The following is a 20,490-nucleotide window of genomic DNA, read 5'->3' as shown; positions in this document are numbered from 1 at the left end:
AATTTTAAAAAACAGGCAATGGCGAGACACCAGGAAAAAATATCCGAAAACAGCATCACAGTAGCTGTCGCGAATGCAAATCGTAGTAGTGCTGCGGTGCAACTGAAAGATAATCGGGAGCTGTCACTGGTTCAGAGAAAGCTACAGGAGATAACAGGCAATAGTTCTCCTGCACAGCCAACTGTTCAGCTGCAAAGTAAAACATTAGGCAATGGAGTCATTCAATTGGGCCGGAAAAAGAAAAAAGACGATGATGAATACCTGCCGCCGCAAGGTAAAAAGCAAAAAAGATTCACCATACCGAAACGAATTGCAGAAAGAGTTCTAAGGCGAACAGCTCACAGACGTGCCCACGCCAACAGCAAATACAGTCATGTTTTTACGTGTCCTGCCTGCAGGCGGCCATTGGCGGCCATAAAGAAAGGCAAGACCAATTTGAACCTCACGAAGTTTGCCTATACCAGTAAAAGAGGAAACAGACACAGCCTGCGTGCCTTAGCCCTGGATCATTATCCACCCTGGGCAGGGCGCGAACTTGCCCTGAAAGCAAGAGGAGCTACTCATGAAGAAATAAGAGCGGATCATAATGATCCGTCCCGCTTAAGGGCTATATGCAAAAAATGCAATGAGAGCCATAAATACGAGAAAAGAAAAAAGCTCGAGTACGAAAGTGACGACGATGAAGAAGGTTATGTTACCGATGAAGGTGAGCATGAAAATAAAGGCAACTACAAAGATTTTCGCAAAGATCCGGACCCTGATCCGGGTTCCGGAAGTGCAGGTATTACGGCCTGAGACAGCCCGATGATCAGCGGGCTTTAAATGATGGAGAAACAGTAAATGTAATTTTATACTACTATGAAATACGCAAAGGATAAAACAGAAACCAAACAGCTTACCTCTTCCGTGGGAAACTTAAAGGGCAATAAAGCAATAGAACTGGAAGATAATCGCTCTGCTTCCATTCAAAGAAAAAGCAATAACACCGGCTTGCCTGATGCTTTAAAAAACGGAATGGAGAGCCTTAGCAATAAAAACCTGGATCATGTCAAAGTACATTACAATTCCTCCAAACCGGCTACTGTACAAGCCCTTGCGTATGCACAGGGTTCAAACATTCATTTGGCACCGGGGCAGGAAAAACATTTGCCCCACGAATTAGGCCATGTGGTACAGCAAATGGAAGGACGCGTAAAACCGACCATGAAGGTTGGCGGCACACCGGTAAATAATGATCCGGCACTGGAACAGGAAGCAACCCATATGGGACAGCGGGCTATTCAGCGGGCCAGCATTTCACGCCCTAAAGAAAATACCAAAACCATTCAGCCCAAAAAAGTACAGGAAGAGCACACAGTCCAATTTCAAAGTATGGATCATCTGGGAGTTCCGGGGATAAACTATGCCGTGATGAGTCAGGAAGGTTATGGAAAATGGCAGGAAACCGTTCAGGCAAAGGCCATGAGTGGTGTCAGCCATGCCGGCAATCAGGTTGTGGTGACACAATTTCAAAACTCAGACGAAGTACAACAATATTTTTTAGGGAGCACTGCTGTCTCCGTATTTTTACTTCTGGAAGGATCATTATCAGTGGCTGCCGGTATAGCAACCCTAAAATTATCTAAAGATGGGTTCACTCCGGGTCTTATAGCTATACTTGTAGGATCCGAAAAAATTATTCGTAGTTTATTGACTTATTTTAGTGGCGAGGAGGCTGGTCCCTTCCAGAAAATAGGTATGAATCTACTTCGTATGATTGAAGCTACTACAGCACTTGTAGGTGCTTCCTTGACTGTCAATCCGTTAGGACTGGCATTTAGTATTACAAAAATATTGCGCTCAGTAATGCATTTCGTGAGTGATTTTCTGGATAAAACCGAGTATACCGGAGGTCAAAAAGCAGCCACTATTCTCGCAGCAGCTCTACATGCGATTGAAGTCCTTATAACCTATGGATCAGGTGCTATAGATCTTCCCAATGGCATTCACGGAGGAAACGCACTCAAAACTGTAACTGGTAGTTTAAGTCTTGGAGTGGCCACTTCCAAAGGTGTGAGAACAGCCGATCAGATTTATAAAGCTCACAAAAAGTATAAAACTCCAACAATAGGACAATTGGAAGATGCACAAATACAAAAACCAAAACAAACAGAAGAAACAGAAGAAACAGGTCTTTTACCTTAATCTTTTAATGCAGACTGTAGCAGATAAAAAATACAATCACAGACTACTTTGTCCTCTAAAAAATATAATATGGAGCAGACTTTCAATACAACAACCAAAAGCGATACACAAGCTGTTTCGACTAGTCTGAGTGAGAAAACCATTCAAAATAAAGCAACAGCCTTGCAGGACAACCGCCCTGCTTCTATTCTGCAGCGAAAAGCAAACAACACCGGCCTGCCCGACCAATTAAAGTCCGGAATAGAAAATCTGTCCGGCCATAGTATGGATGATGTCAAAGTGCATTATAACTCCGACAAACCTGCCCGGCTTCAGGCACACGCGTATGCACAGGGAACCGACATTCATATCGCTTCCGGACAGGAAAAACATTTACCACACGAAGCCTGGCATGTAGTACAGCAAAAACAGGGGCGGGTAAAACCGACTCTGCAAATGAAAGGTAAAGTAAATGTAAACGATGATAAAGGGCTCGAAAAAGAGGCTGATGTTATGGGTGCGAAAGCCATTCAGAATAAAAGCATATCTCATTCTGCTCCGGAAAATACGTCTTTTTCCTCCACAAAAAACTACGGAACAGCAACAGTACAACGATTTACCCAGGAGGACATAAAGTTTATGTATGAAAACAAATTCGGTTTAAGGCATCATGGTACAAAAGCTTCCGCAGAAAATGAAAAATTACATGGAACCGAAGGTGGCGACGCGGTCCCCCTGAACGCTATTGGAGGCGAAAATCCGCGAATGTCATTCGATTTATTGAGAAACACCCCAATACCCGTTGAGGTGATCAATAAATTTATTGCTAATGTAGATCATTTTATTTCCAACTCCTTAAACCGTACTGTTGTAATACGTTTAGGTCACACTACACCAAGACAACTCATAGAGCAATCTGTAAGTAAAAGTACTTTTCTTCTGGTACAGGGCATGAACGGAACAGATGCGCCAAAAGACATAGAAAAAGCAGTCTATGGGGGATTGGGTAAAGCCGGAAAACAAAAAATAAACGCCAGTCAGATTATACATTTAATGGCACTAAATGACAATGAAGTAGATATGGAATTTATGAAGTTTATGCATGAAGATGCATTAGACACTCCAATCCAGACAAAGGAAGAGGGAGAAGAAGCCTTCAGTAATTTGGTTATGATATTTTCAGAAAAACTAAAAGATGTAGTGTATAAAATGCGTACAGGCAGGGACCGTTTTTTGGTAGACATCTAAAATAACACAACTCTATTTTCACTCCTATTGTTAGAAACCGATGGTTATACTAAAAAAAGAGAATAATTAATTGCAAAACTTATGGAACAGTCAAATTATATAAAAAACAACATCAAAACACAATCTGTTTCTAATAGCCTAACGACTAAAACCACTCAGAATAAAGCAATAACACTTGAAGATAATCGCCCTGCCTCTCTCCTGCAACGAAAAACCAACAATACCGGACTGCCCGACCCCTTAAAATCCGGAATAGAAAACCTTTCCGGGCATAGTATGGATGATGTAAAAGTACATTATAACTCCGACAAGCCTGCCCGGCTTCAGGCACACGCTTATGCACAGGGAACCGACATTCATATTGCTTCGGGGCAGGAAAAACACTTACCGCACGAAGCCTGGCATGTGGTGCAGCAAAAACAAGGACGGGTAAAACCGACTTTGCAAATGAAAGGTAAAGTGAATATCAACGATGACAAGGGACTGGAAAAAGAGGCTGATGTTATGGGGGCGAAAGCTTTACAGGCTGAAGGTTCTATTCAAAAACCATTGATAAAGGCACCCATTTCAACTGCTGTACAAAGAGTGGTGCAACGACTCCAGATTCGTTTTTCCTTTACTCAGTTTCTACATGGTGCAGCACCAACCCAGGATTTAGTGCGAAGTTATTTTAATGACTTTATACAAATGGATTATTCGAGGGCAAATGCTGCGGATATCAGACCAACTATGAAAGATATGGATAATTTTAAAACGATGACCGCAGCTTATCTTTCCTATGCCAAAGCTTATTTTGCTGCAGAACAGAGTCATGACTGGACGGCAGTACCGGCACTCTTAGATACACTCCGGACAGAAATTAATACGGTACTGGCTTATGCTAAAAATACCTTACATATCGCTGTTGAACACGAGTACAGCAATACCAATGATGACAGCTGGGCAACTGCCAATGATGCCCTTACAAGTTTATCCAAAATAAGTCCCCTGCCCTCCCTTATTCCAATGCATCCCGGTGGTGCGGGTATCGTTCACCCCAATATTTCAGTCATTCAGTGGAGTGTCGTAAAAAGTAAAATTCCGGGAGGGCTGCATCACCTGCTCCGGGATATTTATACTTCCTGGAGATTAGGCCACGTAATGGATGAACGTGACGCTGCTTCAAGAGCTGCCAGAGAAAAAAACCCTAATGTACCGGGTGCCTTACGATCCTGGCATGTTAATGATCAAAAGCAATTGCCGGCCAATACTGGTGATGTCCCTCCCAATGCCACTGCTTTACATGCCCATTATGCTGCCACCAGCAGGCATCCTTATATTAAAGACAAAGACTTACCTCATAATGCCGGCCCTACAGGTTATGCCGAATACACCGGAACAGGTATTCAGAATGACTTTCATTACAGTAAAATTGTTTTAAATTATAAAACAGGATTTATCTATCTGACGGTTACCCATTATGGACTTTGGAATAAGAAAGAAGATGGCAACCATGAAATAAAAGATAAAACCGCAGGATCGGGAGAATTAAGCGCCTGGTTTGGAATTAGTATGACAACCTAATTAGCGGTATACATAACTATGAAACCACTTTCTTATCCTTTTTAATGGAGAAACTTTAAAATATAAAGAGAAATTATCATGAATACACCTGTTGAAATTTCAGAAGAAAAAACGATACAACTTGCGGCAAACAGTGCCTCAAAAAATAAAAACACAACCGCTTCTGTGTTTCAGTTGGCTGATAATCGAATGCCGTCAATCGGTTTAAGAAATAAAACAATTCCTGTAAAGCAGCTGAAATCGTATCAGGCCATTGCTGATTTTAATACCCTGCGAACGGCTGAAACAGGTACAAGGCAGCTCGTGAGAAAAAGTCCGCTCATTACGACTTCCCCAAGGCCTTCGACGAGTGTTGCCCAGTTAGCAAAAGGAGTGACTTTTACGAAACAGCAACGGGAAAAAATGCTTGCTGCCAATAAAAAGAAACATGGCGGCAAGTTTCATACCTGTACCAATTGCGGGTTCCAGCATGCACTGGCGCACTATGCCACGTTTAGAGGAAGAAGAATGGGCGACGGACAGTTTCAGATCGATCACATCAAACATGCTTCAAAAGGCGGCAGAAATCTGATACGTAATGGCAGGGTGCTTTGTGGTACCTGTAACACTTCAAGAGGAAACAGAGCCGCAGCAAAAAGAACCGGAGCCCGTAAATACCGTGCTTTACATCAAAAAAATATAGCCAAGAATTATCTGCGCAGACCAAGTAAAAAATAGAAATAATAAGTATAGCCGCAATAATAGCTGCTTTTTTTTAATTAGTAACCTTTAAAACAAACCCTTATGAACAACATTTCAAACATTGCAAATGCTTCGGCATTATTACCGATCAGAGGCACCGCCTACGTACCCGTACCGTCAGACGATGCTTTAACTCCACCACAAAAATATTTTGATACCGATTTTACCAATTCCGACTTCCCGCTCTTATGGGGAAAAGCAAATGGAGGACGTGGAGATCTTTCTAATTTTGTGAATGATCTCAACATCAACTTCGTGCATCTGTACGACTGGAGTGTGCCACCTGCACCGGGACAGCAGCCGGGTGAATATCAGCGATCCCATATTGCGTTTTTAGACGAATGTGCGTCTCTTAATATTAAAGTTTTTATACCAGTCTCTAATTATTTCTTACAACATTTACATGCAGGTAAAAATATTACCGCTTTTATAACGGCAATGGTTGCAGAAATTTATCAGGGTACAACAACTCCTCATAGAGCGGCCGGGATATGGGGAATTGGTAACGAATTTGATTTTGAGAATGGTTATACCATAGCAGATGTGGCCAAAATGATTCAGCTTCTGATCAATGCTGAAAAAAGTTTAAATATTCCTGCATCAGCCCTGCTTCCCATTACGGCACCGGTTTCGTTTGCAGACCCGACTGGTAAAAGAATTCCGGGAATCATTGCCATCCAGCAACTTCAGGCTGCCCTTATCAGTATTGGTTTGGAATCGGTTTGGAATACTCGTTTTATCGCTTCTATGAACCCTCAGAACGAAGGCTTTTTTATTGCAAATTATATTGATAACACTTTTCCTTCCTATTTTCCCAACCTACCTTTTTTCTTTGCTGAAATGGGCGTTCCGATTAAACAGGATTCACCAGTGAAAACAGAAGAAGATCAGGCCGCATTTGTGCTGTCCCAATTGGAAAACTCCAAACCCAGAAATAACTTTTTAGGAGCTTGTGTATTTCAGTTCCTCAATCAGACTTTACTTAAGGAAGGCTCTGAATGCACTTTTGGTATGAACAAGTATTCCGGGAAATTTACAACTGGTACTATTCCACCAAATTATATCCCCGGTGGCGGCCAAACGTATAATGTGGATGAACTTATACAAAAACCAATGTATGCAGCTGTAAAAGAGGGATTTAAATAAAATTCAGCTTATAACAAAGCAACAAATAATAATTTGTTGCCAACTAATTTAAGATAAAAAGATCATGACACGTTTTGATTACAATGTGTCATGATTTTTTTATAGTTAGTTCTAAAGTAAATCAATAGACTAAAAGTACAGTAATAACCGTATTTTTTTATTTTTCATTCGTAATTTGTGTGCTTTTTACTTTGGCTTTTTTTAACTAACAACCTTTTTTCAGCAGATAAATATGATTGTACTACTAAACAAAATCGTAAAAACAATTGCTTTAAAACCCAAAAGTATTTTTTTGACTGACGGTTTTGGAGCACTGTTAACAGCCGTTTTTTTAATAGCCGCCCTTAGTTCTTCCGGTCTCCATTTTGGAATGCCTTCGGAAATTCTTACACCACTTTTAATAACAGCATCAATTTTTGCAGTTTATTCTTTCTCCTGTTTTCTGTTTTTGAAAAATAAGTTTCAGCCTTTTTTAAAACTAATCATCGCCGCCAATTTAATCTATAGTATCCTGACATTAGGGTTTGTCGCTTTTTATTTTGACAAGCTTACGGTATTGGGAATTTTCTATTTCTTTGGAGAAATTTTAGTACTATACGGACTCGTTTATATCGAATTTAAAATTTTAGAATCAATTAAAACAAGAAATAATTGAATATATATTACTACAATAACGATAGAATAAAACTAAATCTAAAAAGAATGAGCCCGATACAATATCGAGCTCATTGTTATCAAATTTAATTATAAATTCGTCTAAAACTTTTGGGTGTAGTGTAGGCATTTGCCAGCTTTTCATAAGGAACACTTCGGAGAGCGGAGTTAACTGCATTAGAAAGTAAACTGAATACCTTAGTTGCCAATGGGAAATTATAAAATCTATTTTGTCTGAACCAAGGGTTTTTTATTCCTGCTGTCGCAAGCTTTACCGTACCTATTTGTCATTCCGAGGTACGAGGAATCACATCTGCTGAGCACATGCTGTTGGCGAATACTTGATGTGATTCCTCGTTCCTCGGAATGACACCATGTTTCTATAAAAGTCAGGAGACTTTTAACACGTTTACAATTTTATAAGAAACAAAAAAATACGCAAAATTAAAGTAGGCATTTGCCAGCTTTTCATAAGGAACACTTCGGAGAGCGGAGATTGAAAATTATTTACTTGTTCTTACCCCCTCTTTATATTCAATATATTCTTTTAGAAAGATACTACCGTCTTTTTTCTGAACCAGTATCCTAACGAGAGAATCCAATTCTAAAAAATGTTCATATCCGTTTTTATAAATTTCAGTAGAAGTTATCGTTTTGTTTACAGGATCATATGTGAACTTTCCAATGGTATAAATGGTATCGTTTTCATTTTCAAAATCAAGTTTTTGGGTTTTAATGATATGGCCAAACAAGAATGTATCTTTTGTAGGACTGTAATAGGTTTTTATAGACTCTATTAAACCACCAAAATCGTCAATAAAGACTCTTTTAACAGTTGTTCTGTATTTAAAATTACCTATTTTTTCATAAGAGCTGCAGCTTACGAAAAAAGCGATTAGTAGCGGTAGTAAGATTTTAGCTTTCATATTTTATAAGTGTTGGGAATTGATTTATAACTGTAGAAATAACGTCATAAAATCATGGCACATTTCGATCCTAATTGATTGAAATGTGACCCTGATTTTTTGGTTCTCATTTTAGTATTGTAACCAAATAATTGTATAATATTCTTTTTGTTTGATAGTCAGACTTATTCACTTCTTCCTATACCATCTTTGTATTCAATATATTCTTTTAAAACTACACTCCCGTCTATTTTCTGAACAAATACCCTGACAAGTGAATCTACCTCTAAAAAACGTTCATATCCGTTTTTAAAAATTTGAGTAGTTGTTATCGTTTTGTTTACAGGATCATACTTGAACTTTCCATTGATATAATTGGTATCGTTTTCACCTTCAAAATCAAGTTTTTGGATTTTAAATTTGTTTCCAAATAAGAATGTATCTTTTGTAGGACTGTAATACGTTTTTATAGAAATAATTACACCACCAAAATCGTCATTAAAGACTCTATCAATAGTTGTTCTGTATTTAAAATCGCCTAATTTTTCATAAGAGTTACAGCTTAAGAAAAAAGCGGTTAGTAGCGGTAGTAAGATTTTAGCATTCATAAATAATTATTTTAATTCCCAAAAATAGATTTCTGCTGCTTTATTAAAATAGCAAGCCGAAAGGCAGCCGCTCTGGCTAAAAAAATCGGCATGACCCGAAGCTGTAAAAGTTCCGTCGGTTTTAGGAACCATAATATAGATGCCCCATTTGCCATTCAATGCTTTCTCATATTCTTGCGCTGTTTTATTTTTTAAATGCAGGGGTGGTGTATCTGAATAAGCTTTTAGCATATAAGACAATAAACTGCTTGCATCTAAAATATAATTTAAGCCATCACTTCCTTTTTCACTTTTTTGCTGACCGGTTTTATTTCTAAATACAGGTATCGGTTTTCCTGAATAATTCAGTCCTCTTGAAACCCGTATAGCGCATGCATTTTCATAGTTGGTATTTTGATCTTTATTCTCCTGAAACATATGTCCTCCCACCAACTTATACACTTCAGGGCTTTTCATGCCCGCTGTCCCATTTTTCGGAAAGGCATTATAAAAAGCATTTCGTCCCGGCAGCTTTTGCTTCTGCACCTGAACCCCGTCATAATCATGCAGGTCAAACGGATCTCCTCCATCACTCCCTTCCTGGATTCCCATAAACCAATTGTCAAAATCTTTAAAGGTTGTAGTTGGGTTGTTTTTAAAATAATCTAATGCCCAATTTACAAAAACTCTGGTTTCTATACTGTAACCGCCCTTTGGTGTTTTATTGTTTTTTAAATAATAATCAATGCTTTTTCGGGCTTCTTTATAGTGGAATCCCAACAGCAAATCTACTTTATCACGACTCAAAACCGAAGCATAATAGTTATGGGGATCATCCATAGGAATTGTTAAAATTGGAATATAGGGTTCCATTTTAGCGCATCCTCCATTAGCTCCTTGTTTAACACAGATGTATTTTGGTGCCCAATTGGTGTTGTCGCTGCCCTTCGGAAAATAATTGCCTCCGCCTCTATTGGGACCTCCCGGTTCTGCACAACCGGAACACACAGATCCCGGCCCAGGACCAATCGGAGGAGGAAGCGGCGAAGGGATATTGGTGCAGCTTACAGAAACAATCCATCCGGGCTGCTGACCGGAACTGCCATTGCACGGTTCTCCCGGCTGATGATTCCCCCCTGCCGTACAGGTTTTAGGTTTGTATGTTTCTACACAAATAGTTAAAGGTTCGTCTATTTCATCATCAAAACCCGCTTCTGCAACTTTTTTATTGGTACTATTAACTGTACTTCTTTCATCAATATTTACTTTTCGTTTATAATATAAATACTCCATTTTTTTACTTCCTGTAAAATCAATGTTGTCGTTAGCAGCAACTAGTCCTTGTTTAATAGATTCCTGATAATTTTCATCAGGGTAATACGTCACCAAATAGACTGCGTCCCTTAATTTATCTTTTTCAATCACCAAATTTTGGAAAACATAAGAGCCTACAAAATCATTGAGGATTGGTATTGTATAAGAGGTATAGTCCTGTAAGACAAACTTTTTCACTTCATTGGATAAATCCAGATTGAAGATTTCCGGATTCGGATTTTTGGAACTGCTTTTGTTTTGCCGTACTTTTTTTGATGCCTTTTGCAAAACCGGGCCTAAATAATCATCGTTTTTAATGTCATCTAAGGTTACATCTTCTTGTTTTATCCCCGATAACACTGCTGTAGCAGCAGATACCTCTTTTGGTTTATCGAATGTTTCTTCATTACAATTTGATAACAATAATAAAAGGGAAAGAGAAACAATACCTAATTTAATCTTTTTCATCGTCTTAAGTTGTGTTAGTTCATATTTATATTCGGGTTCTTTTGTAATGAGAGTCTCGAAATCTACATTACTCCGCCGGAAATTCTTCCGCTAAGAGCCTGATAGTGATCATAAAACAATCATTTCTCTGCTAACCTAAAAAATAAATATTGTACTAAAAAAACCGATTTATAAGTGGTGGGTTCTGATTGATAACTGTAGAAAGAAACTCTTAATTTTAACATTTTAAGCGAACAAAAAGGAAAAGATTAAGAAATGTTTAGAGAGAAAAACAATAATGGAAGATTATAATAGTAGTCAAACTATAGAATTAGGAATAAAAAAATATCCCTGTAAATCAGAACGACTTCGCAGGGATATGTTTCAATACTAGATACTTTTTTATTAAACATAAAATGTATACTATATGCGGTAAATTGTGAGTCCTATGTTTTATGTATTACTACTTTACACAATTTATAATTGAACTCCAATTATTGGAAAGTCCCCATATACTAGTGGCCGGACTAATTGCCATTCCTGCTCCAATTGCCAGAGCTGTTAATGCACCTACAGTACCACATTTAACTCCTCCATAAATACCTTCCATCTTACTTGATTGTATTTTTTTTCATGACTCTAATTTTTCTTTTTATTACTGTATAATAGTGTAATTATAAAAATAAATAGTATCTGCAAAACCAACAATAAAGTAATTATATCTTCGCTTATGAAATGCTTTTTATTATTAAATATAATTAACACGTTAATACCCAAACTAAAACCTACTAAAATTTTTTTCATTTGTTTAAATTTAAAAACAATTAGAAGCCATTCCAGTGACTCCGGCTCCTGCACTTATTCCTACAGCTGCAGCTGCACCTATTGAAGCAAATGCCCCCAATCCCAAACTTGCTACTGCAAAAAAACCTAATAAGAAACAATTTCTTTTGTTTGTTCCTCCACTCAGACTTTCCATCTGATTTAATTCTAATTTTTTCATAATTAAATTGTTTTAGTGTTAATAAATAATTTGATTTTAAACCTTGCGTTCACCAGTGAAAGAGTATGCAACAATTGCACAGTAATCATTTCTCTGCTAACTTAAAAAATAAATATTGTATTAAAAAAACCGATTTATAAGTGTCGGGATCTAATTAATAACTGTAGAAAAAGACTACGAATTTTAACATTTTAAACTAACAAAAATTAAAATTTTAAGAAATTTAATAAAGAAAAACAATTTAAAAAAAATATTTAGCAATACCACTGATATAGAAAATGCCAAATTGTTAAAAACTAAAATCACGATTCAGGAGAGTGAAATAGCTGACAATATGACCGAAAAAGACCCAATTAATCCAAAAATCTACGATAAAGTTCACGTATAGGAGCGACGGAGCGGTGACGGAGCGGTGACGGTAACGTGACGGAGAAATGACGGAAGAAAATCAGATGCCAAACTGGCAGAATTAGAGTGAAATAATGTTGGGAGTTGATTAACTTAAATCACTAACATATATGTCGTTGCTAATGTCTTTTTTTATCTGTCAATTTGAAATACTATGAAACAGATTAAAAACAATCAATTATTATCAGCATTTCAACCCATGAAAACCAAAAAAGAAAAACCAGACTGGAAAATCGCATCAGAAATAGAACTCATTTACAAAACCAAAGTAAAAGCTTCAGAACGCCCGCACATCACCTCTTCGGAGGCAGCGTATGAACTGGCCGTAAAAAACTGGAATCCGGACACAATCGAATTTTTCGAACAGTTTAAGATTCTCCTGCTCAACCAATCCAACAGAGTACTGGGTGTTTACGAAGTCTCTTCGGGAGGGATATCACAAACTTTTGTTGACCTTCGGTTATTGTTTTCGGCAGCACTCAAAGCCAATGCCTCCGGTCTTATTATGGTTCACAATCATCCATCGGGCAAAACTATTCCGTCACATAACGATACACTGATTACCCGAAAAATCAAAGAAGCGGGCGCTATACTCAATATTGATGTGGTAGACCATTTGATTATTAGTCCCGAAAATTATTATTCTTTTGCCGATCACGGTAAACTTTAGTGCTATTAATTATTTTCAAATAGCTATCTTCCAATTCCTCTCGCTGGCAAAAGGAATAATTGATGCGATTCCTTCGTTACTCGGAATGACAAATTAGGTACACGATAACTTATTTCAAATCGCTATCCGTTTCCAGTTCCCCCTTCTGTAAACAACCACACTCAAAACCGTAATAAGAGTCTCTGCTACCGGAATGGCTATAAAAACGCCCAATGGCCCTAATTTGTAATAGTGAACCAAAAGATACGCAAACGGAATCTGGAAAATCCAGAAGCCGAAAATATTAATCCATGTTGGGGTCCAGGTATCTCCTGCCCCGTTGAACGTGTTGTTTAAAACCATTCCCAAACCATAAAAAATAAAGCCGATACCCTGCTCCTCATAAGTGTTCATTCTTAACGCTGCGCAAATGTCTCTGACTTTGCGCCTTTATAAAAATCCCATCAAAAAACGAAAACGTCATAAAAGTCTCTGACTTTAAACTAAATTTTAATGCAAATTATATTTTGTAAACGATTTAGAATCTAAAACGTCCACCACAGGATTATCTGCTTTTTCAATTGCTAACAATCCACGATCATTAACATAATTGCTGGCACTGGAATAAATATAATCTGAAGCTTTTGTTACAAGCCCGGCCCTAACAGGATTTAAATGTATGTAATCTAATTTTGACCACATAAATGTATTGCTATAAATTTCCTCGGCATGATTTCCGTACTGCCAAAACTGATACTCTTTGTTTCTCTGATGACTTTGAGCAGCTAATTTGAAACGTTCTAGCATCCAATCTCTTCGGCTTTCGTTGCTATTTTGAATTTTTTCGAGAATATTTTTTGCTATATATTTTTTAAAATCCCTTATTAAATCTGATAATTTTCCATCTTCAGACTGTACAATTAAATGAATATGGTTACTCATAATAACATAACCATATAAAATCATTCTTTTATTTTTAATGCAATAATCAAAACTCTCAATAACTATATCCCGATACGTTTGTCGTGTAAAAACATCAATCCAGTCAACTACTGTTGAAGTGATAAAATGTGGTAAATTTTGGTCTCTAATAACATATCCTTCCTTCATTTTTATATTTATTTTTCTTACAAAAATAGATTTTATTTTACATTATTTGTATTAAAAAACCTGAGCGTAAAAGTCAGGAGACTTTTATTCGATTTATAACTTACAAGAACATTCAAAAAAATTACGCAAAGTCAGAGACATTTGCGCAGCTTTTCAGGAGAATTATTTATACTTTCAAATCGCTATCCGCTTCCAGTTCCCCCTTCTGTAAACAACCACACTCAAAACCGTAATAAGAGTCTCTGCCACCGGAATGGCTATAAAAACACCCAATGGCCCTAATTTGTAATAGTGAACCAAAAGATACGCAAACGGAATCTGGAAAATCCAGAAACCGAAAATGTTAATCCATGTTGGGGTCCACGTATCTCCTGCCCCGTTAAACGTGTTGTTTAAAACCATTCCCAAACCATAAAAAATAAAGCCGATACTCATAATCTGCAGGGCATTGACAGCAATTTTCACAATCTCGGCATCGTCGGTAAAAAAGGAAATCAGGTAATGGGCGCTAAAAAAGCACACCAGCATGATAAACCCCATAAAGAGCATGTTGTATTTGGCTGTTTTATAAACTGATTTTTCGGCCCGGTCTACTTTTTTGGCTCCGAGGTTCTGCCCCACCAAAGTCGCGGCAGCATTGCTGAGTCCCCAGGCAGGCAGGATAAAAAACATCATAATCCTGATCGCCGTCTGATACCCTGACGAAGCATAAGCACCTCCGGTGGTAGCGACAAGATTGGCGAGGAAAATCCAGCTGCAGGAAGCGATTACATATTGCAAAACTCCGGGTGTGGCGAGTTTTATAATGGCTTTAATTAATTTGATCTGCGGAATAAAATAGCTTCCTTTTATTTTTAAAATTCCTTTTCCGTAAAAGAGAAAATAACACTGATAGGCCACTCCGATTGCTCTTCCGGCAGTAGTGGCAATGGCGGCTCCCATGATTCCCATGGGCGGAATAAACCAAAAACCATTTATTAAGATGGGACAAAGAATGATATTCGAAATATTGGCAATCCATAAACTTTTCATGGCGATGATGGCATTTCCGGCACCGCGGAAGATTCCGTTAATCAAAAAAATCAGCATGACCACTACACTTCCCGCAATCATAATTCGGGTATAGATGGCACCATAAACGATAGATGAGGGCGAAGCTCCCATTAATTGCAGTATCTCTTTGGCATAGATAAAACCCGGAATGCTGATCAGCAGATTAATAATAATGGCAATTACGATGGCCTGAACGCCCGATTTTGCGGCTTCGGTGGGTTCTTTCTCCCCAATGCGCCGGGCTACAATGGCAGTCGTGGCAATACTGATTCCGATGGCGATCGAATAAATAATGGCAAACAACGATTCGGTCAACCCTACAATCTGAATGGCGTGGTTGCTTTCTTCTAAATGTCCCACGAAATACAAATCGACCAACGCAAATACCGACTCCATGACCATTTCCAATACCATCGGAATAGACAGGATGATAATGGCTTTTTTGATGCTTCCGGACGTAAAATCAAATGATTCGGCCTTTTTCAAAACTTCAAAAAAACGATCCAACGTACCGCGAATTGACTTTACCGACCTTGTGAGATATAACATAATTCTTTTTTTAATTCTATAAAATACAGTTTTCTTCCCGGATCTCAATCCAGAAAGAAAACCAGTAAAAACAAACCTTTCAGCCCAGTTAAAATGCTGCCGAAAGTTTGTCTTTGGGTATGAATACCGAAATCGGGTTTTTTAATTTCCCTACAAACTGAAGGCTTTCTATAGGCGAAGCCAAATCGAGCATTTGCTTGTTGTTTCGCAATTGCAGGCGGTTCAGGCAGCAGGAATCGAATTCGGATACAAAAAGATTGTACTTTTTAAACTGCTCTTCCAGCTGCGGATGTGTATCCTGGTATTCATGGATACAATTCGCCACTTCTTCCCAAAAATCACTTTCGGAAAGTGTCCCCGATTCAGATAAAATAGCCGACAGAAAACGGAAATAAAACTGAAAGATATCATTGAACAAACACAAAATCTTTAGCGGTTCGCTCATTTCAATCTGAATGCGTTTTGCTTTTTCCGGCAGTTCCCTTTTGGTAGTAAAAACCATTACTTCCTCGGTAATGTCTTTCATGATGGCCTTTACGGGAACATGATTTTCGAACACCAGAATCAGGTTTTCGCCGTGTGGCATAAAAACCATTTCGTGCTCGTAAAAACAATGCAGTAAAGGTGAAAGATACGCATTGAGATAGCTTTTTATCCATGCTTTTGCAGTGATTCCGGAGGCTTTGATTAATTCGGACACCAAAGAATTCCCGGCCTGATCGACATGCAGTAAGGCCGCCATGGTCATGATTTGCTGGCCTTTTGACAATTTCGGAATGGGGCTTTCTCTCCATAGGGCCGCGAGCATTTTATTATGGGGCAGACTTCGTCCGAGCGGTTCGTACAGGAAATTCCGGTAGCCAATAGTGGCTACTTCACCCAATAACGTGAATCCTTTTTGCTGTAAATAGGCATCGTTTTCTACCACATCGGCTACCCATTGTGTAATGGTTGGCGTGCTTTCCATATAATACGGAGACAAACCGCGCATGAAGCCCATATTGATGACGGAAAGTGCTGTTTTGACATAAAATTTCTCGGGAGCACTCGTATTAAAAAAAGTACGAATGGACTGCTGTGCCGAATACGTATCGTTTCCATAACCGAGGCAAACCAAATGGCCTTCGGCAATATCCGGCGCAAAAATAAGCGCCAGTTTATTGAACCATTGCCACGGGTGTACCGGGAAAAAGTAATATTCCTCACTATTGAAACCTTTCGACTCCATTATATTTTCAAAAGAAGTAATGGTTTCCAAAGGCAATTCCTGAGCCAGTACTTTTTTATAGTCCAAAGTCTCAATTCCGGAAAAAGTCGCCCTGCTCCTGTGTCCGGCAAGCCATAACAGCTGAATTGGCGCATTGGCTTCGGGTGAAAACTGCGCAAAATCATCGATATTAAAACCGTTCTTTCCGCTATTGGCCACAAAACAAGGATGGCCTTCTGTCATGGCATGCTCGATGACCTGATAATCCTGATTTACCAATGCTTCCGACGAATAATTTTCATGCTCTATTTTATAAGCAGTGCTGTATAACGTACTGGTAATTTCTTCCAGATAAGTAGGCAAAAGCTTCTCCCCGATTCCTAAAACGTCTTTAAATTCAATTAGAAATTCCAATAAGCGCAACGGCACTTCTTCTCCGTCTGCTGTTTTCTTTTGAATGGAATCAGCCGAAACCGACCAGTGGTTTAATGCCAGAACAGAAGCTTCAAAGGTATATTCGAAAGTTTTATCGGGCGAAAACAAACCATAGGTTTTTCCGTTTTTTAGTGTTGGAACAATGAGCAATTCGTGTGCAAATTCGCCTATCGTTTTCTTTAGCAAAAGTACATTGGTTTTGTCCCAGTTCTTTTTGGTGATATGTGCAATACTTTTAGTGGGTATTTCCATTTTCTTTTTAATTTAAATCGACTGTAAAGCCTTGTAATAGTCTTCGCGTGTACAAAATTCCAAATGTGCTTGTTTGTGCGGAAGATCCAGCAGGGTCTGAAAAACAAATCCTGCCTTTTTATTCAGTAAATGAATTTTATGATTGCGGGCATCCGGTTCCACCACGACGCGCTGGTTGTTGGCATCACAAAAAATAAAATCAAGGATCACGGTAAAAACTGACCAGGTAAAATTGTTAATCGGTTTCTCAAAAGGCGCTACGAGAATGTGCATGCCCCTGTCCCCTTTTTCTACTTTGTAATAATCGCCAATACTGTCTTCTTCCGGATTATAACATTCTAACAGAAAAGAAACAGTACCATTGAAAATTCCCATATACACATCGGTTTTTTCGAGAATTTTACGGTACGAATCGTATACTTCCTGCACCGAAAATCCGTTCATGCCCCAGTACACCGCATACTCGCGATTGACCCAGTTGTGCAGCAGCGGAATATCAGCTTCCAGATCTATCGGGCGAAGCTCAAAAACACCTAAACCCGGAATCGTTTTTACAAAAACAATGTCGGTAACGGCTTTATTTTCAGGATGCGTTAATAATGTATCAGTCATCTGTTGCGGAATTAAGCTATTATTTTTTTATACGGAGCGATCGGATTTTGCAGTTTTCCCTGAAATTGCAGCAAAGCCACCGGATCATCTAAATCGATCATGGTTTTGTTGTTATTCAGTTGCAGGCGGTTCAGGCAGGACAATTGAAATTCATCGGCAAACAAATCATATTGTTCGAATTTTGAATTCAAATGCGAATTTGCCTCCTGATAATCTGAAATACAATCGGCTACCAATTCCCAAAAGCGTTTTTCGTCATAACCGTCGCTCGTCACTAAAATGGCAGAAAGGAAACGGAAAAAACCATCAAAAATATCGATGAAAACAGAAAGCAATTTTACCTCTTCCGGCACTTCTGCGTAGATTCTTTCAATATTTTTCGGAACTGCAACATCAGGGTTCAGGATCACAGCTTCTTCGGTAATATCTTTCATGAAGGAACGAACGGGAACGTGATTTTCTAATCCTAAAATAAGATTTTCGCCATGAGGCATGAAAACCAAATCGTATTGGTAAAAACAGTGCAATAAAGGGCTTAGATATACTTTGAAATATTCCGTCAGCCAATTGTCTATCGAAAGTCCGGATGCTTTTATAATTTCTGAAACCAATGCGTTTCCGTCTTTATCGAGATGTAAAAAAGCGGCCATGGTCATTAGTTGTTCGTCGTTTTCGAGCTTGGCTACGGGGCTTTCCCTCCATAAGGAAGCGATCATCTTATTGTACGGATTGTGTTTTCCGAATTCCTCAAAATACGGATTGATGTAACTTACCGAAGCCACTTCGCCCAGCATCCCGAAGCCCACTTTTTGCAGGTATTCGTCTTTGCTTAATAAGGCGTCCAGCCATTCGGCCATTTCAGGCGCGGTACCCAGATAAAATACGGGCAAACCACGCATGAATCCCATGTTCAGGATTGAAAGTGAGGTTTTCGTATACAACTTTTTAGGATTGCTTAAATTAAACAAAGTGCGGATCGACTGTTGTGCCTGATACAAATCCGGACCGTAGCCTACACAAATCAGTTTTACTTTGGCAATTTCCGGTGAAAATAAATTCGCCAGTTTATTGAACCATTGCCACGGATGAACAGGAATAAAGAAATACTCTTTCGGGTCTGCTCCTTTTTTCTCGATAATGCTATTAAAGTGCGCCAGTGTTTCTGTTCCTAATTCCTGTTGAATCAGCGTCTCGTAATCCAGTTTTTTGGTTCCTGCATAAACGGTTCTGTCACGGTGACCGGCCAGCCAGATCATTTTAAACGGATTTCCTGTTTCGGGTGCATAGGCTTTATAATCCATGCTGTTGTAACCGATGCGCCCGTTGTTCGCCACAAATCCTGGATGGCCTTCCATCATGGATTGCTCTATGGTCTGAAAATCAGAATTGGCCAGGGATTTGGAAGTGGAATTGTCCTTTAATAATTTATAGGCGCTTCCGTATAAAGTGCTGATGATTTCTTCGATATAAGAAGGCAATAACTGCTCTGAAATGCCTAAGTTGCTTTTGAATTCCTGAATAAATTCGACAGCATCTAAAACGGCTGCTGCTCCGTTTTGCGTTTTTGAAATAGAATGCAGGTCAATATTTAAATGATTTAAGGCCAGCAATTGTGCCGTAAAACGATACACGGTTTTGCCATTGTCTGTTACCAAAGCATACTGATTTCCTTTTTCATTACTTTCTTCCTGAATTGGCCTGATTAAAAACTCATGCGAAAATTCACAAAGTGCTTTTTTAACCAATAAACGATTGGCTTTTTCCCATACTTCGGGCTGAATGTGCGCAATAGCATTTTCCGGAAATTCTATTTGATTTTCGTTATTCATTTCAATATAATTGAGGTTAAATAAATTTGTTTTTTTGATGAACTGATCGCGGTTACAGAAAGCCAGCAACGCTGTTTTATGCGGTAACTGCACTACTTCCGAATCTACAAAACCAACCCTGTGGCAGATTTCGAACATTTTTTTGTTTCGGATATCGGGTTCTACCAGAATACGCTGTACTTTCAGGTCACTGAAAATAAACTTCATGATACCCGAGAAAATATGCCACGTAAACTGCGGGATATATTTTGTACAGGGCGCCACAATGACGTGCATCCCGCAATCGTAATCCTGAACCGTGTAGTAATTGCCGATAATGTCCAGTTTCGGATTGTAACGTTCCAGTAAAAAGGAAACCTCGCCATTGACCAGTCCGATAAAAATATCGGATTCACTGCTTAATTTTTCATATTCTGTACGGACTTCTTCCACCGATTTTCCCTGCATGCCCCAATATTGCGCATAATCGCGATTGACCCAGTCGTGAATAATTTCCGTATCAAGATCCAGCTGTAACGGACGAAAATCGATAGTGCCGAATTCCGGAATCGTGATTGTATAAATGGGATTCAGCGATCCTTTTATAACCGGTTTTCCATTGTATAAATTCATTTC

General features: G+C 38.7%; 19 protein-coding genes. 9 read left to right on the top strand and 10 right to left on the bottom strand.

Annotated features, from left to right (window positions below):
* The first annotated feature begins 18 nt into the window (after positions 1–18).
* From EV142_RS07365 to EV142_RS24655, 8 genes are all read left to right on the top strand, one after another.
* On the top strand, positions 19–795 hold the full coding sequence (locus EV142_RS07365) for a GH-E family nuclease (RefSeq protein ID WP_132034018.1): 777 nt from the start codon (positions 19–21) through the stop codon (positions 793–795).
* Positions 796–858: 63 nt separating this feature from the next.
* Positions 859–2,184, top strand: a complete 1,326-nt coding sequence (locus EV142_RS07360; RefSeq protein WP_132034016.1) for an eCIS core domain-containing protein — start codon at positions 859–861, stop codon at positions 2,182–2,184.
* 69 nt (positions 2,185–2,253) lie between these two features.
* Positions 2,254–3,411, top strand: coding sequence for an eCIS core domain-containing protein (locus tag EV142_RS24220; protein ID WP_202978487.1), 1,158 nt, complete (start codon positions 2,254–2,256; stop codon positions 3,409–3,411).
* A gap of 81 nt (positions 3,412–3,492) precedes the next feature.
* Positions 3,493–4,974: an eCIS core domain-containing protein gene (locus EV142_RS07350; protein ID WP_132034014.1), complete on the top strand. Its 1,482-nt coding sequence runs from the start codon at positions 3,493–3,495 to the stop codon at positions 4,972–4,974.
* Positions 4,975–5,052: 78 nt separating this feature from the next.
* On the top strand, positions 5,053–5,691 hold the full coding sequence (locus EV142_RS07345; RefSeq protein ID WP_132034012.1) for an HNH endonuclease signature motif containing protein: 639 nt from the start codon (positions 5,053–5,055) through the stop codon (positions 5,689–5,691).
* A 66-nt stretch (positions 5,692–5,757) separates the two neighbouring features.
* On the top strand, positions 5,758–6,861 hold the full coding sequence (locus EV142_RS07340; RefSeq protein WP_132034010.1) for a hypothetical protein: 1,104 nt from the start codon (positions 5,758–5,760) through the stop codon (positions 6,859–6,861).
* A gap of 232 nt (positions 6,862–7,093) precedes the next feature.
* Complete coding sequence (locus EV142_RS07335) at positions 7,094–7,516, top strand: hypothetical protein (protein ID WP_132034008.1); 423 nt, start codon at positions 7,094–7,096, stop codon at positions 7,514–7,516.
* Positions 7,513–7,605: an IS3 family transposase gene (locus tag EV142_RS24655; protein ID WP_132034006.1), complete on the top strand. Its 93-nt coding sequence runs from the start codon at positions 7,513–7,515 to the stop codon at positions 7,603–7,605. The genes EV142_RS07335 and EV142_RS24655 overlap by 4 nt, the downstream gene beginning before the upstream one ends.
* A 413-nt stretch (positions 7,606–8,018) precedes the next feature.
* Here the strand turns inward: EV142_RS24655 and EV142_RS07325 are convergent, their stop codons facing one another.
* The 4 genes from EV142_RS07325 to EV142_RS07310 all read right to left on the bottom strand — a co-directional run bounded on the left by EV142_RS07325 (position 8,019) and on the right by EV142_RS07310 (position 11,771).
* Complete coding sequence (locus EV142_RS07325) at positions 8,019–8,441, bottom strand: hypothetical protein (RefSeq protein ID WP_132034004.1); 423 nt, start codon at positions 8,439–8,441, stop codon at positions 8,019–8,021.
* 164 nt (positions 8,442–8,605) lie between these two features.
* Entirely contained in the window at positions 8,606–9,028 is a 423-nt protein-coding gene (locus EV142_RS07320; RefSeq protein ID WP_132034002.1) for a hypothetical protein, read from the bottom strand.
* 6 nt (positions 9,029–9,034) lie between these two features.
* The gene (locus EV142_RS07315; RefSeq protein ID WP_132034000.1) at positions 9,035–10,789 is read right to left on the bottom strand and encodes a type VI secretion system amidase effector protein Tae4; all 1,755 of its coding nucleotides are present in this window, start codon (positions 10,787–10,789) and stop codon (positions 9,035–9,037) included.
* A gap of 793 nt (positions 10,790–11,582) precedes the next feature.
* Positions 11,583–11,771, bottom strand: coding sequence for a hypothetical protein (locus tag EV142_RS07310; protein ID WP_132033998.1), 189 nt, complete (start codon positions 11,769–11,771; stop codon positions 11,583–11,585).
* A gap of 607 nt (positions 11,772–12,378) precedes the next feature.
* Here EV142_RS07310 and EV142_RS07305 point away from each other — a divergent pair.
* The gene (locus EV142_RS07305; RefSeq protein ID WP_132034408.1) at positions 12,379–12,849 is read left to right on the top strand and encodes a JAB domain-containing protein; all 471 of its coding nucleotides are present in this window, start codon (positions 12,379–12,381) and stop codon (positions 12,847–12,849) included.
* 114 nt (positions 12,850–12,963) lie between these two features.
* On the opposite strand, the gene EV142_RS07300 is transcribed toward EV142_RS07305, so the two are convergent.
* The 6 genes from EV142_RS07300 to EV142_RS07275 form a co-directional block, all read right to left on the bottom strand.
* Complete coding sequence (locus EV142_RS07300; RefSeq protein WP_132033996.1) at positions 12,964–13,242, bottom strand: MATE family efflux transporter; 279 nt, start codon at positions 13,240–13,242, stop codon at positions 12,964–12,966.
* 96 nt (positions 13,243–13,338) lie between these two features.
* Positions 13,339–13,938 (bottom strand): REP-associated tyrosine transposase, encoded by a 600-nt coding sequence (locus EV142_RS07295; protein WP_132033994.1) that lies wholly within the window; start codon positions 13,936–13,938, stop codon positions 13,339–13,341.
* Between the two features lie 174 nt (positions 13,939–14,112).
* Positions 14,113–15,540 (bottom strand): MATE family efflux transporter, encoded by a 1,428-nt coding sequence (locus tag EV142_RS07290; protein ID WP_132033992.1) that lies wholly within the window; start codon positions 15,538–15,540, stop codon positions 14,113–14,115.
* Between the two features lie 88 nt (positions 15,541–15,628).
* Positions 15,629–17,434: an IucA/IucC family protein gene (locus tag EV142_RS07285; RefSeq protein ID WP_132033990.1), complete on the bottom strand. Its 1,806-nt coding sequence runs from the start codon at positions 17,432–17,434 to the stop codon at positions 15,629–15,631.
* 12 nt (positions 17,435–17,446) lie between these two features.
* Positions 17,447–18,046 (bottom strand): GNAT family N-acetyltransferase, encoded by a 600-nt coding sequence (locus tag EV142_RS07280; RefSeq protein WP_132033988.1) that lies wholly within the window; start codon positions 18,044–18,046, stop codon positions 17,447–17,449.
* 11 nt (positions 18,047–18,057) lie between these two features.
* Entirely contained in the window at positions 18,058–20,487 is a 2,430-nt protein-coding gene (locus EV142_RS07275) for a GNAT family N-acetyltransferase (protein ID WP_132033986.1), read from the bottom strand.
* Between the last annotated feature and the right edge of the window lie 3 nt (positions 20,488–20,490).

It is taken from the genome of Flavobacterium circumlabens (assembly GCF_004345565.1).
Taxonomy (GTDB): Bacteria; Bacteroidota; Bacteroidia; order Flavobacteriales; family Flavobacteriaceae; genus Flavobacterium; species Flavobacterium circumlabens.
The sequence above is the reverse complement of the archived record's forward strand: the minus strand, read 5'-3'. Positions and strand labels throughout refer to the sequence as shown.